The sequence below is a fragment of the Vibrio misgurnus genome, assembly GCF_029635775.1.
GTDB lineage: Bacteria > Pseudomonadota > Gammaproteobacteria > Enterobacterales > Vibrionaceae > Vibrio > Vibrio chanodichtyis.
Genome location: NZ_CP113241.1, coordinates 2,106,223 through 2,120,000, shown reverse-complemented (window position 1 = coordinate 2,120,000; position 13,778 = coordinate 2,106,223). Strand labels below are relative to the sequence as shown.

General features: G+C 46.6%; 11 protein-coding genes and 1 other RNA gene. 6 read left to right on the top strand and 6 right to left on the bottom strand.

The genetic code is table 11. The annotated features are described in order from the left end of the window. Nucleotides 1-2: 2 nt before the first annotated feature. Both leuB and leuA read right to left on the bottom strand, forming a co-directional pair. Entirely contained in the window at nt 3-1,094 is a 1,092-nt protein-coding gene (gene leuB, locus OOK74_RS09645) for a 3-isopropylmalate dehydrogenase (RefSeq protein ID WP_274722891.1), read from the bottom strand. 104 nt (nt 1,095-1,198) lie between these two features. Further along, nucleotides 1,199-2,749 (bottom strand): 2-isopropylmalate synthase, encoded by a 1,551-nt coding sequence (leuA, locus tag OOK74_RS09640; protein WP_277206657.1) that lies wholly within the window; start codon nt 2,747-2,749, stop codon nt 1,199-1,201. 380 nt (nt 2,750-3,129) lie between these two features. Here leuA and OOK74_RS09635 point away from each other — a divergent pair, with 380 nt between their 5' ends. From OOK74_RS09635 to ilvN, 6 genes are all read left to right on the top strand, one after another. Continuing rightward, nucleotides 3,130-3,663: a phosphatase PAP2 family protein gene (locus OOK74_RS09635; protein WP_278182693.1), complete on the top strand. Its 534-nt coding sequence runs from the start codon at nt 3,130-3,132 to the stop codon at nt 3,661-3,663. Continuing rightward, a complete protein-coding gene (locus tag OOK74_RS09630; protein WP_277206655.1) occupies nt 3,660-4,748 on the top strand; it encodes an MJ1255/VC2487 family glycosyltransferase in 1,089 nt (362 codons plus the stop codon). Before OOK74_RS09635 ends, OOK74_RS09630 begins: the two co-directional genes overlap by 4 nt. A gap of 304 nt (nt 4,749-5,052) precedes the next feature. Next, nucleotides 5,053-6,012 carry a transcriptional regulator LeuO gene (leuO, locus tag OOK74_RS09625; RefSeq protein ID WP_274722887.1) on the top strand — a complete coding sequence of 320 codons (960 nt, stop codon included), beginning with the start codon at nt 5,053-5,055 and terminating at the stop codon, nt 6,010-6,012. Between the two features lie 176 nt (nt 6,013-6,188). Further along, nucleotides 6,189-7,994 (top strand): AMP-dependent synthetase/ligase, encoded by a 1,806-nt coding sequence (locus OOK74_RS09620; RefSeq protein WP_278182692.1) that lies wholly within the window; start codon nt 6,189-6,191, stop codon nt 7,992-7,994. 443 nt (nt 7,995-8,437) lie between these two features. Then, nucleotides 8,438-10,159 carry an acetolactate synthase 3 large subunit gene (locus OOK74_RS09615; RefSeq protein WP_274722884.1) on the top strand — a complete coding sequence of 574 codons (1,722 nt, stop codon included), beginning with the start codon at nt 8,438-8,440 and terminating at the stop codon, nt 10,157-10,159. A 1-nt stretch (nt 10,160) separates the two neighbouring features. Then, nucleotides 10,161-10,655 (top strand): acetolactate synthase small subunit, encoded by a 495-nt coding sequence (gene ilvN / locus OOK74_RS09610; RefSeq protein ID WP_166014332.1) that lies wholly within the window; start codon nt 10,161-10,163, stop codon nt 10,653-10,655. Between the two features lie 107 nt (nt 10,656-10,762). Here ilvN and serA read toward each other — a convergent pair whose 3' ends face one another. The 4 genes from serA to ssrS all read right to left on the bottom strand — a co-directional run bounded on the left by serA (nt 10,763) and on the right by ssrS (nt 13,768). Further along, entirely contained in the window at nt 10,763-11,992 is a 1,230-nt protein-coding gene (gene serA, locus OOK74_RS09605) for a phosphoglycerate dehydrogenase (RefSeq protein ID WP_166014333.1), read from the bottom strand. A gap of 244 nt (nt 11,993-12,236) precedes the next feature. After that, the gene (gene rpiA, locus OOK74_RS09600) at nt 12,237-12,893 is read right to left on the bottom strand and encodes a ribose-5-phosphate isomerase RpiA (RefSeq protein WP_278182691.1); all 657 of its coding nucleotides are present in this window, start codon (nt 12,891-12,893) and stop codon (nt 12,237-12,239) included. A gap of 102 nt (nt 12,894-12,995) precedes the next feature. Further along, entirely contained in the window at nt 12,996-13,580 is a 585-nt protein-coding gene (locus OOK74_RS09595) for a 5-formyltetrahydrofolate cyclo-ligase (RefSeq protein WP_278182690.1), read from the bottom strand. 3 nt (nt 13,581-13,583) lie between these two features. Then, nucleotides 13,584-13,768: non-coding RNA, 6S RNA (gene ssrS / locus OOK74_RS09590), on the bottom strand. Nucleotides 13,769-13,778: the final 10 nt, after the last annotated feature.

Genomic DNA, 13,778 nt, shown 5'->3' with positions numbered 1-13,778 from the left:
TCCTATGCATTCAAAATATAATTAGCGATTTGATCGCCCATCTCAGAGGTTGAGAGTGCCGGTTTACTGCCAGATAAATCGGCAGTCAGCTGTCCAGCGGCGAGTGCTTGGCTTACCGCTTGTTCTATATCACGTGCAGCGGCTTCTTCGCCTAGGCTATAACGTAACATCAGTGCGGCTGATAAAATCTGTGCCACAGGATTGGCGATATTTTTACCAGCGATATCCGGTGCGCTGCCGCCCGCAGGCTCGTATAAACCAAACTTACTCTGATTAATGCTGGCCGAAGGTAGCATGCCCATCGAGCCGGTGATCATCGCGCATTCGTCAGATAGAATGTCGCCAAAAATGTTCGAGCAGAGCATGACATCGAACTGAGCTGGATCTTTGATAAGTTGCATGGTGGCATTATCGATATACATGTGTGACAGCGCGACATCGGGATACTCCTTGGCAATCTCGCTGACCACTTCGCGCCACAGGATCGAGCTTTGCAGCACATTGGCTTTGTCGATCGAGCAAACTTTGTTACGACGCAAGCGAGCCGACTCAAAGGCGATGCGCGCGATACGTTCAATTTCAAAACGGTGGTAAACCTCAGTATCAAACGCTTTTTCATGATCGCCTTGGCCTTCACGGCCTTTCGGTTGACCAAAGTAAATGCCGCCAGTTAGTTCACGTACTACCACAATATCGAAACCGCGCGCAGATATGTCAGCACGTAGTGGCGAAAAGGCTTCTAGGCCTTGGTGGATCTGAGCGGGACGTAAATTACAAAATAGTTGGAAATGTTTACGCAGTGGCAGTAAAGCACCGCGTTCAGGCTGTTGATTGGGTGGCAGATGTTCCCACTTTGGACCACCGACGGAGCCAAACAAGACGGCATCCGCATTTTCGCAAGCATGCAAAGTACTTTCTGGCAGTGGACAGCCGTGGTGATCAATCGCAATACCGCCAACATCGTGCTGTTCACGGATTAAGCGTAAACCATGTTTCTTTTCTATCGCATCCAATACCTTATAGGCTTGTGCCATCACTTCCGGACCGATGCCATCTCCGGGCAATACGGCAATTTTGTATTGTTTATCTATCATGTGAGTCCTTTCTGAACGATTTGTAAGTTGGATTACTACTACTGGATATGATGGGTTATTTGCGGTGCCACCAAGTGGGTGGCCGCCTCAAAATGGCCATTGCCCTAAACCGTAGCCAGATTTTTTTTCTGTTTAATTTGCGCTATTTGATTGGCGCGATGAATGCTGTTGATAACATGCAATAACGCTTGACCTGACGCTTCAATAATATCGGTTGAAATGCCCGTACCATGGTATTTCTGCCCTTGGTAATTAGCGATAATATCTGCTTGACCGAGGCCATCTTCGCCTTCGCCTTTGGCGGTTAAATCGAACTTATCCAGCACAATTTCATAACCAGTAATCCGATAGATACATTGATACAGAGCATCGACCGGACCGTTACCGACGGCGGCTTCACATTTTTCTTCCGTGCCACACTGCAGTTTGATACTGGTGGTAGCCATTAGGCTGCCCGATTGCACACTTAAATAGTTGAGTTTGTAAAAATCATCTTCTTCACGCAAATTGGAAAAATGCATTAGGGCTTCTAAATCGTAATCAAATACCTGACCTTTGCGATCGGCCAGCTTCAAGAAGTCTTCATATAGAGCATCCAAGTTGTATTGGTCTTGGTTGTAGCCCATTGATTGCATATGACTTTTTACGGCAGCTCGACCGCTACGGCTAGTCAGATTAAGCACGTGGTTTTTTAGGCCGATCGATTCTGGGGTCATAATTTCATAGGTATTTTTGTTTTTGAGCATGCCATCTTGATGGATTCCTGAAGAGTGGCTAAAGGCATTGGCTCCCACAATCGCTTTATTGCTTTGGATTGGCATATTGCACAGTTGGCTAACCAGTTTACTGGTGCGGCTGATCTCTTCATGTTTTAGCGCTGTTGTCACACCAAGCAGTGCTTGGCGAGTTTTGATGATCATGGCGATCTCTTCTAATGCGCAGTTGCCAGCCCGCTCACCAATACCATTGATAGTTCCTTCAACTTGACGAGCCCCAGCTTGAATTGCGGCAATCGAATTGGCAACCGACATCCCGAGATCATCATGACAATGCACCGAAATAATCGCTTTATCGATATTGGGTACCCGATTAAATAGGGTGTGAATAATATTGCCAAACTCACTCGGCACTGTGTAACCGACAGTATCGGGAATATTAATGGTACGTGCGCCAGCATTGATCGCCGCTTCCACCATACGGCATAGGTTGTCGATAGGTGTACGGCCGGCATCTTCACACGAGAACTCGACATCATCGGTGTATTGGCGAGCATGCTTGACCGCTTTAACCGCCATTTCTAGCACATCGTCGTAGCTGCGCCGCAGTTTGTCTTGCACATGAATCGTTGAAGTCGAAATAAAGGTGTGAATGCGAAACGCTTCGGCAGCTTGTAATGCTTGCGCTGCCGCATCAATATCTTTGGTCACTGCTCGCGCAAGAGCACACACTCGGCTATGTTTGAGGTTTTTGGCAATGGTTTGCACCGATTCAAAATCACCCGGCGAAGAAACCGGAAAACCTGCTTCAATGATATCCACTCCTAAGCGTTCCAGAGCATAGGCGATTTGTAGCTTTTCTTTTACCGTTAGGCTCGCAGATAGCGCCTGTTCACCATCACGTAATGTGGTATCGAATATAATCACCTGATCATTCATGTTTGCTTCCTCGCACGGTAGAGTTAACTACTCACTTCCTAGATGTGGATAAAAATCGGCGATAAAAAAACCCGCATCGGCTGCGGGTTTGTTATCTTGTGTGGTGTTTTTCTGCCACAACCTACCCGCGTGATGTTTCCACGATCAGTAGTAGGCCCAGTAGCAGAGAAAAACGCATTGTCATTGGTAACAATCCACTCGATTAAGTTAACAGATTAGTACCGTACTCGACACAACACGTCAACCCCAAAGTTGATTTTTTATGCAATGCGGCCAAAGTGTCAGCGTTATTGTCACCATTTCGCCAAACAATTTTCACCGGACTGTCATTTGTCCTCGATAAGCTCAAAACATCACCCTAAGTGACAAAAGGATGTGTGATGCGAGTTATCAAACCTATTGCTAATTTGGATTTGGCTTTTTCGTTACTCTGCTTACAGCACAAGTATAACCTTCCGCTTGCCCGTTTTAGTAAGTCAATCTCCCACACTGGCGATGGCCATCTCTACATTGTGATGGGGTTGCTTGCTTGGTTGCTAGATAGCGTATGCGGAGCACAGTTTTTGACCATGGGACTATTGGCTTTTGCGATCGAACTGCCGATCTATTGGCTGCTGAAAAATAGTTTTCAGCGCCGCCGACCACAGGAACTCAGTGCATTGGTCACCGCTTATATCACGCCCAGTGATCGGTATAGTTTACCCTCTGGGCATACTGCTGCGGCTTTCGTGATGGCGACTTTAATTGGTTACCTCTATCCACAGTGGTATGTGGCAGCGGTGAGCTGGGCGGGATTGATTGGGCTAGCGCGAGTGTTACTTGGTGTGCATTTCTTAAGTGATGTACTGGCTGGCGCTGTGCTTGGCATTGCGAGTGCAACTTATGCGATTAGTGTGGTGGAGAAAGCCATTTGAAAATACTGTATGGGGTACAAGGTACGGGCAATGGCCACATTGCTCGTTCACGAGCGATGTGTGAAGCGCTACAACGACGACAGGTGGACGTCGATTATCTGTTCTCAGGGCGTGCCGCGGATAAGTATTTCTCGATGGAATGTTTTGGTGAGTTTAAAACTCGGCGCGGGCTGACGTTTGCCACTGAAAATGGTCACGTCAATTACGTCAAAACACTATGTAATAATAGCCTGTGGCAGTTTTGGCAAGAAGTGCGAACACTAGATCTCTCTGGTTATGATTTGATTTTAAACGATTTTGAGCCGGTGACCGCGTGGGCCGCGAAATTACACCAGCTACCTTGTATTAGTATTAGCCATCAAAATGCTTTTTTGTATTCAGTACCGTTAAAAGGTGCTTCTTGGCTGGATAAGCAGATTTTACGTCATTTTGCGCCAGCTAATCACCATTTGGGATTGCACTGGTATCATTTTGATCAGCCCATCTTGCCACCAATTATCTATCCATCCAAGATCTCACTCAGTCAGCAACCTTTTGTTCTGGTGTATCTACCCTTTGAAAATATTCATGAAATTTGCGAATTATTGTATCGCTTTACCCACACCCGTTTTATCTGCTATCACCCTGATGTACAACACCATGAATGCTCAGAGAATGTTGAGTTGCATTGTTTGCAGCATGGCAATTTTCAGTATCATTTGCATCAATGTCAGGGAGTGATCACCAGCGGTGGATTTGAACTGCCTTCGGAAGCATTAGGATTAGGGAAAAAATTGCTGATCAAACCATTACATGGTCAATTTGAACAAGTGAGTAATGCGGCAACCCTTGAGACACTAGGTCTAGCCAATGTGATGGAGTTCCTAGACCCGACCTGTGTGCGTAGATGGTTGGATGAAAAGCAAGCTGAGCGTGTCAGCTATCCTGATGTGGCTGAGAGTTTAGTCGAGTGGATTTTGCAGGGCCAGTGGCATGATAGTACGACGCTGTGCCAGCAACTCTGGCAACAAGTCGATTTTCCGAGTTATACGATCTTTACCGATGAACTTATCCACCCTATGAATCCTACGTTAAAACAGTTTTGACGTGGATATTAAACTTATTAAAACAAATGCATGTAACTATCATTAATGATCCATAAAAAACCATTATGTTTGAAACTTTATGGATTTTTATAAAAATTAATCACATTGATTAATAAGGCTTTTTTTAATTAATGGCTAAAATTAGCTGACTTTTTGTCAAGGCTATTGCAAAGGCTTGAATAATTAGTCGATATTACTCGCCATCCACCAAGTATCTGGCCGGTAAATATTAAAAACAGCACTTATTTATTCACCCGCGATGTATTCATTTCTATTGCGAGTGATAACACTGTGAGGCATGCAAATGTTAGATAAAAAAGACGCAATGAGTGCCATTGCAAGTTACCGTATGGAAAGCACTCTTCGAGGAGTTGATCTCAACTTGTTAACCGTATTTGATGCGGTCATGCAAGAGCAAAATATCACTCGTGCGGCACATAACTTAGGAATGTCACAGCCCGCAGTCAGTAATGCGGTTGCGCGTTTAAAAGTGATGTTTAATGACGAGCTGTTTATGCGTCAAGGGCGTGGCATTCAGCCTACTCAGCGCGCTCGTCACCTGTTTGGCCCCATTCGTCAGGCGTTGCAGTTGATCCGCAATGAATTACCAAGCTCAGTTTTCACACCAGAAACCTCGACCCGCCTATTTAAATTGGCTATTTGCAGCCCTTGTGATTTGCGTTTTGCTCCTCAGATCATGACCTCGATTGACGAGTTGGCACCCAGTGTACAATTGCATCTTGATGCAGAGTTTGATCGCCAAATTGCTGAGCGTATGCGCTATCAAGAAATTGATTTTGTTATCGATTATGCACGCTTTGATGAGCAAGGCTTCTCAAGCACAGAAATTTTTCAAGATGAGTTGGTGGTGGTGGCTTCTCAATTACATCCACGTATTCAAGGAGCGATTAGCGCTGAGCAATTGGCGGATGAAAAGCACGCCAAACTGTCTAAAATTCATGGTCAACGTAGTTTCTCTGAACTGGCGTATCGTGAGTTTGATTGCCAGTCTTACTATGAAGGGACTAGCTTGAGCAATGTGTTGTACGTGGTCGGCCAATCTGAATTAGTGACCGTAGCTCCGCGTTGGATGGTGGAGAGTGCGGCTAATCGTGAGCAGCTACAGATCCTGACTTTCCCTTTTGCTGATGCCAACATTGCAGGTTATTTGAGCTGGCATGAGTCGAGTGAGAAAGATAAAGGCCACATTTGGCTGCGCGATCAACTGATGATGATTTGCGGAGAAGTGGTCGCTCGGCGCTGAGCTTAATACATCAGCAAAAAATTAAGCCTTAGGCAGTGAATGCTGCTTAAGGCTTTTTTGTTACAGAATGAGTATTCATCAATAATTTTGATGTCGGTCAGTTGTGTTTTCGGTGCTGGAAGGTACACTCGTGCGCTGAAAAAAAGGCTTACAGGTGTAAGCTATAGGTAAGAGATATGACGAACTTAGATTTTCACATCGTTAAACGGATCCGCCAACGCATTACTCAAGGTGGCGAACGCGCTGCTCTCAAGTATAAAAATGCCGGTGTATGGCAAGACATCAGTTGGCAGCAATTTGGTGCGCAAATGGATGCACTGTCCATGGCCCTATTAGCGCAAGGAATTGGCGTTCAAGATAAAATAGCGATTTTCTCCAATAACATGCCACGCTGGACCATCGCCGATTTTGCTGCGTTACAGATCCGAGCGGTGACGGTTCCTATTTATCCTACCAACACTCCAGATCAGGCCGCTTACATTTTACAAAATGCCGATGTAAAAATCGTTTTTGTTGGCGAGCAAGCGCAATTTGATGCGGCATTCAGTCAGTTTGAACGCTGTGCTGAGCTACGTTTGATCGTAGCGATGAGCCGAGAGATTGATCTGCAGCAAGCGGATTGTGCAATCTACTGGGATGATTTTGTCGCACAACATCAAACCCAAGATCACGCACAACTCGATACGCTACTGGCACAAGCCAACTATGACGATCTATTTACCTTGATTTACACCTCGGGCACCACAGGTACGCCGAAAGGTGTGATGCTCGATTACCGTAATATTGCCGCTCAGTTAGAGGGGCATGATCAACGACTGAATCTAACTGAGCAAGATGTCTCGCTGTGTTTCCTACCGCTATCACATGTGTATGAACGCGCATGGACCGCCTATGTATTATACAAAGGTGTAGTTAACTGCTATTTGCAAGATGTCGCTCATGTGCGTGAGGCGTTAAGCGAAGTGCGTCCAACCGTGATGTGTGCCGTTCCGCGTTTTTACGAAAAAATCTTCTCCGCTATCCATGAACGAGTGTCTAAAGCACCATTGATCCGCAAAGTGTTGTTTACTTGGGCGGTCAATATGGGAGCCAAAATGGTTGTTTGCCATCAACAGCAACGACAACCTTCTTGGTTGCTAAAGCAAAGTCATCAATTAGCAGACAAATTAGTATTAAGTAAACTGCGTGCACTGCTTGGCGGGCGGATCAACTTTATGCCGTGTGGCGGGGCTAAGTTGGATGAAACGATTGGTCGTTTTTTTCATGCAATTGGGATTAACGTCAAGCTAGGTTATGGCATGACGGAAACGACTGCGACAGTCTCTTGTTGGGATGATCGCGGTTTTAACCCTGATTCAATTGGCATTACCATGCCGGGTGCGGAAGTAAAAATTGGTGCTAATAATGAAATTTTAGTACGCGGACCGATGGTGATGCGAGGCTACTATAAGCTTGAGCAAGAAACAGCGGATAGCTTTGATGAACAGGGTTTTCTGAAAACCGGAGATGCGGGTCACATCGATCAAGATGGCAACCTGTTTATCACCGACCGCATTAAAGAGCTAATGAAAACCTCTGGTGGTAAATATATTGCTCCACAATTGATTGAAGGAGCGATTGGTAAAGACCACTTTATCGAGCAGATCGCGGTGATTGCCGATACGCGCAAGTTTGTTTCCGCCTTGATTGTGCCTTGTTTTGATTCATTGGAATTGTATGCCAAAGAGCTCAACATCAAATATCACAATCGACTAGATCTGATTAAGCACAGTCAAGTGTTGGAAATGTTTGAAAAACGAGTCAATGAACTGCAAAAAGAGTTAGCGAAGTTTGAGCAGGTCAAAAAATTCAAGCTACTGCCGAAAGCCTTTTCGATGGACAGCGGTGAATTGACCCCAACCCAAAAATTACGCCGCAAAGTGATCAGTGATCGCTATCAAGATGAAATCGAAGAGATGTATCAAGACTCGCCGAAGAAATAGTCCCTTCAAGCGATAAGTGGATGATTAGACACCACCTGGTTTAGCGACCCGGTGGTGTTTTTTTACATGGCAAACAGGATCACACAGGCTGTTTATGGCCATCAACCCCCTATTGCCGCACGCGGTTGATGCGGCGGAACCACAAAATAATCTACTTTTTTTAGATGCCTGATTGGATATTCAATCTAAATCCCGATCACCTGCCAAAATTGCATGCTTAATCATCCACAGATTGTTGGTTGCGCTCAAAAAACACGCAAATTTGGGTTAGACCCATTGTTCATAACGCGTTACATTTGTTACGTAACCTGATGGCTGTTATGACAGACGCAGGACATAGCCGAAAGCGGAGCGTTTTCGAATTAGGCTACCAATAAGCCCTAAACTATGTAAAACCAAGCCTTGTGCTGACCGAGCATAAGGTTGGTTGGTAAGGAGACAATATGGAAATGTTATCTGGCGCAGAGATGATAGTGCAGTCTCTGATCAATGAAGGTGTCGAGCAAATCTTCGGTTATCCAGGTGGCTCGGTACTCGATATCTATGATGCCCTGCATGAAAAAACCGATCAAATCAAACACGTTTTAGTTCGTCATGAACAAGCCGCGACTCATATGGCCGACGGTTATGCGCGTGCGACGGGTAAACCCGGAGTAGTGTTGGTCTGCTCAGGACCGGGCGCGACTAATACCGTGACTGGCATTGCGACCGCTTATATGGATTCGATCCCGATGATCGTCATCTCGGGCAACGTCGCGACCAACTTGATTGGTAATGATGCGTTTCAAGAGTGTGATATTGTCGGCGTGTCACGACCGATTGTGAAACACAGTTTTTTGGTTAAAAAAGCGCAAGATATACCGGAAACGATTAAAAAAGCCTTCTACATTGCCGCCAGCGGGCGGCCGGGTCCTGTGGTGATCGATGTTCCGAAAGATGTGATGAACCCGCTGCATAAATTGCCTTATCAATATCCCGATACGATCAAAATGCGCTCTTATAACCCGACCACGGCGGGTCATAAAGGGCAAATCAAAAAAGGCTTACGTGCCTTATTAGACGCGAAAAAACCAGTACTTTATATTGGTGGCGGAGCGGTGATTGCCAATGCCGAGCGGCAGGTGCGCCAATTGGCACAAGCGCTCAATTTACCTGTGGTGAGTACTTTAATGGGGCTGGGCGTATTTCCCGGTAGCGATAAAAACTCGCTCGGTATGCTCGGGATGCATGGGGTGTATGAAGCCAATATGGCGATGCATCATGCCGATCTGATTTTTGGGATCGGGGTGCGTTTTGATGACCGTACGACCAACAACTTAGAGAAGTACTGCCCGAGCGCGAAAATTATGCATATTGATATCGATCCCTCATCGATTTCAAAAAACGTTAAAGTCGATCTGCCGATTGTGGGTTCTGCCGACCAAGTGCTGGATGGCATGATCAAGCTTCTTGAAGAGAACGCTGAGCGTAATGATCCGGTTGCATTAGATCGTTGGTGGAGTGAGATCCAAGTCTGGCGTAATCGCCAATGCTTGGCCTATCAAACCTCCGCTGAGCGGATCAAGCCACAGCAAGTGATCGAGACGCTATATCGCCTTACCCAAGGTAACGCGATTATTGCCTCGGATGTTGGTCAGCACCAAATGTTTGCTGCGCTTTATTATCCATTTGCTAAGCCACGGCAGTGGATCAACTCTGGTGGTTTAGGCACTATGGGTTTTGGTTTGCCCGCAGCGATGGGGGTGAAATTTGCCCTGCCTGAGCAAGAGGTGTTAGTGGTCACCGGAGATGGCAGTATTCAGATGAATATTCAAGAGCTGTCAACCGCACTGCAATACGATATTCCGGTAAAAATTATTAATTTAAACAACCATTTCCTAGGAATGGTCAAACAGTGGCAGGATATTATTTATCAAGGACGTCACTCCAACTCCTACATGAGTTCAGTTCCCGATTTTGCCGCTATCGCCGAGGCGTATGGTCATGTGGGGATCCGTATCTCCCATCCTGATGAGTTGCAAGCCGGGCTGGAAAAAGCGCTGGCGATGAAAGATCGTCTGGTGTTTGTCGATATTCATGTCGATGAAACTGAGCACGTTTACCCCATGCAGATCAAAGGCGAGGGGATGGACAAAATGTGGTTGAGCAAAACGGAGCGAACTTAACATGAGACACATAATTTCACTGCTATTGGAAAACCAACCGGGCGCTTTATCACGTGTAGTTGGGCTGTTTTCACAGCGCGGCTACAATATTGAAACGCTCAATGTATCGCCAACCGATGATGCCACTTTGTCACGGCTCAATATCACTACCAAAACCGATGAGATGCAGTTAGAGCAGATCCAGAAACAACTGCATAAATTAATCGATGTGTTAAAAGTTCAAGAGGTAACGGAGTGTGAGCATATTGAACGTGAACTGATGCTAGTGAAAGTCAAAGCTACTGGTTTTGCTCGCGCTGAAGTTAAACGCACCACAGATATTTTCCGCGGCCAAATTGTCGATGTTAGTGCAGCGCAGTACACCATTCAGTTGGCTGGTGCGAGTGAAAAATTGGATGCATTTATAGATGCGATGGCGGAAGTCACCGAAGTGATTGAAGTTGCACGCAGTGGTGTGGTGGGCATTGCACGTGGAGAACGCGCACTACGAGCTTAACGATCCACCGGAAGTAATAAAGCCAGCCGTTATTCAAGCGCTGGCTTTTTTGCTTTATCAGCCGAGATCACCTCCATCCAGTGATAGCTGGATGGAGGTGTAGCATATTAATGCAGAATACGAGCGCGAATGGTGCCTTCGATCGCTTTTAGCTTAGTTAATGCTTCTTCAGAACGAGCGGTTTCGACATCAATCACCACATAACCAAACTCTGCGGTGGTTTGCAGATACTGGGCGGCGATGTTGATCCCTTCCTCGGCGAAGATGGTGTTAATTTGAGTTAACACCCCTGGACGGTTGGCGTGAATATGCAGCAGACGCGAGCAGTTACGATGCTCAGGCAGGGATACTTCAGGGAAGTTGACGCTGGATAGGGTTGAACCGTTGTCTGAATATTTGGCCAGTTTACCCGCAACTTCAATACCAATGTTCTCTTGTGCTTCTTGGGTTGAGCCGCCGACGTGTGGGGTTAAAATGACATTGTCAAATTGCAATAAAGGCGATGTAAACGGTTCTTTGTTTGAAGCAGGCTCTTCCGGAAACACATCAATCGCTGCGCCAGCAATATGACCTGACTCCAATGCATGACATAGCGCTGCAATATCAACCACGGTACCGCGGGCTGCGTTGATAAAAATCGAACCTGGCTTCATGCGGGCAAATTCATCGGCCCCCATCATGTTTTTGGTGCCAGCATTTTCTGGCACGTGCAGCGAAATCACATCACATTTATTGAGCAGATCGCTGAGGGTATGCACTTGAGTCGCGTTACCCAAAGAGAGCTTATTTTCAATATCATAGAAATAAACCTGCATACCTAAGTTTTCGGCAATGATGCCAAGCTGAGTGCCAATATGACCATAGCCGATAATACCTAACCGTTTGCCACGCGCTTCATAGGCGTGATCGGCACTTTTTTGCCAAATGCCACGATGGGCGAGGGCGTTTTTCTCGGGGATGCCGCGCAGTAACAGTAGAATTTCACCGAGCACTAGTTCAGCAACACTACGGGTATTTGAGAAAGGTGCGTTAAACACCGGAATGCCACGTTTAGCGGCGGCATTAAGGTCGACTTGGTTGGTACCGATACAAAAACAACCGATCGCGACCAGTTTTTCGGCCGCATTGATCACTTTCTCCGTCAGATTACTACGTGAACGGATCCCAACAAAATGCACATCTTTGATCGCTTCGATCAATTCAGCCTCTTCGAGCGAACCTTTATGGTATTCAATATTGCTGTAACCGGCCGCTTGCAGTACTTCAACTGAAGAGGGGTGAAGTCCTTCAAGCAGGAGGATCTTAATTCTGTCTTTTTCCAGTGAAACTTTGGCCATTTTATCGTCCTTAAAACAATGGGAAGGTGGGCTAATTGGCGCCGTCGTTCGAAAGTTGAGTCATGATCTAGAAAAGCAAACGTTTTCCTTGTGCGCCTTCTGCTCATTAAACTAACAAACTTTTTTGGCTTTGGGTAAGAAAATTACGGAATAAGACAGAGTTTTCTTAGAAAAAAGCCTAAAAAACGGCACCGATGGGTGCCGTTTGTAAGCGAATAACGGAAAAGGGCGATGCCCTGTTCGCTTACTCTTCGATTTTGGCGCCTTGTGCCGTGCCGGTGATCACCACATCCGCTCCGCGGTGGGCAAAAAGACCGACCGTGACTACACCGGCGATGCCGTTGATCTTGGTTTCCAAATCTTTAGGGTGGCTGATGCGCATATTGTGTACATCGAGGATTACATTGCCGTTGTCGGTGATCACGCCAGTCCGATAGACCGGATCTCCGCCCAATTTAACCAGTTCACGCGCAACATAAGAGCGCGCCATTGGGATCACTTCGACCGGCAGAGGGAAATCACCCAGTACGTCAACCGCTTTACTGCCATCGACGATACACACAAATTTTTTGGCAATCGCGGCAACAATTTTTTCACGAGTTAGCGCAGCACCACCGCCTTTGATCATATCGCGCTGTGGATTGATCTCATCAGCACCATCGACATAGATGTCCAGCTCTGCAACGTCATTGCAGTCATAAACATGGATACCGAGAGCGGTTAATTTCTCGCTAGATGCAACCGAGCTAGACACGGCACCTTTGATTTGATCTTTAACCGAACCAAGTGCATCGATGAAGTGATTGACAGTCGAACCTGTACCCACACCGACAATACTGCCTTTTTCTACGTACTTTAGGGCAGCCCAACCGGCGGCCTTTTTCATTTCATCTTGAGTCATGCCTATCTCCAAAATAGCGTTTACCTTGCGCGGCGCGATTATAACCCCAAACCGCAACGGCAAGTCATCCTTTGGCGCAGGTCAAACTGAGCAATTGATCGGTTACCACTGCCAAACCTTGCTGGGGGTCACAATTTTTCGCAACGGAACGTCCCAACTTGCAGTGGGTAGATGCTCAACTTGCTGGCAATCATGTGCCAAACCCACCGGTAACACGGCGGGTTGATGATGTAAGCAAGGGGCTAAAGTACGATCGTAATAACCGCCGCCCATGCCCAGTCTTTGGCCATAGCGATCAAACGCCACCAATGGTGTGGCAATGATATCGAGGTGTTTGACCGGGCAGATCAAGCGTTGATCGAGTTTTGGTTCGCGAATACGGTAACGATTTTCGCTCATGATGGTATCAGGATGGTAGTGCAAAAATAGCAGATGCCCTTTGGCAAAGGGGTGTAATACGGGCAGATAGACCTGCTTACCTTGTTGCCATAACCACTCGATTAATGGTTGCGTATCGAGTTCACCATCGTTGGCAAGATACAGTGCTATGCGCTGCGCGGTGGAGAGTTCTGGCAGGGTTGCAAAACGGTCAATCAGTTGCAGGCTGGCCGTGCGCTGTTGTAAAGCGGATAGCGCTTGGCGACGCAGACGCATTTGCTGGCGAAGCTGAGTACGAGGATCGGTCATAAAGGGAACCCCAGGGTGCCGTTGAGGATTGTAGCCCTTGAACCTGCAGGTTCAAGGCGGATCAATAATGGTAACCGTAGGCTTCTCGGTACAAGCCGAGCTTGCTCAATAGCTACCCAATACCAATCCTGTTATGTTGCTTATCGGCTCAGGGGACGTAAATCCACTGACGAACACCCCAGGGTAAATCAATGCTTG

Coding starts and splice junctions, on each gene's coding strand:
- leuB (WP_274722891.1), bottom strand. CDS start 1,094: ATGATAGATAAACAATACAAAATTGCCGTATTGCCCGGAGATGGCATC.
- rpiA (WP_278182691.1), bottom strand. CDS start 12,893: ATGACTCAAGATGAAATGAAAAAGGCCGCCGGTTGGGCTGCCCTAAAG.
- OOK74_RS09635 (WP_278182693.1), top strand. CDS start 3,130: ATGCGAGTTATCAAACCTATTGCTAATTTGGATTTGGCTTTTTCGTTA.
- OOK74_RS09620 (WP_278182692.1), top strand. CDS start 6,189: ATGACGAACTTAGATTTTCACATCGTTAAACGGATCCGCCAACGCATT.
- ilvN (WP_166014332.1), top strand. CDS start 10,161: ATGAGACACATAATTTCACTGCTATTGGAAAACCAACCGGGCGCTTTA.
- OOK74_RS09615 (WP_274722884.1), top strand. CDS start 8,438: ATGGAAATGTTATCTGGCGCAGAGATGATAGTGCAGTCTCTGATCAAT.
- serA (WP_166014333.1), bottom strand. CDS start 11,992: ATGGCCAAAGTTTCACTGGAAAAAGACAGAATTAAGATCCTCCTGCTT.
- OOK74_RS09595 (WP_278182690.1), bottom strand. CDS start 13,580: ATGACCGATCCTCGTACTCAGCTTCGCCAGCAAATGCGTCTGCGTCGC.
- leuA (WP_277206657.1), bottom strand. CDS start 2,749: ATGAATGATCAGGTGATTATATTCGATACCACATTACGTGATGGTGAA.
- leuO (WP_274722887.1), top strand. CDS start 5,053: ATGTTAGATAAAAAAGACGCAATGAGTGCCATTGCAAGTTACCGTATG.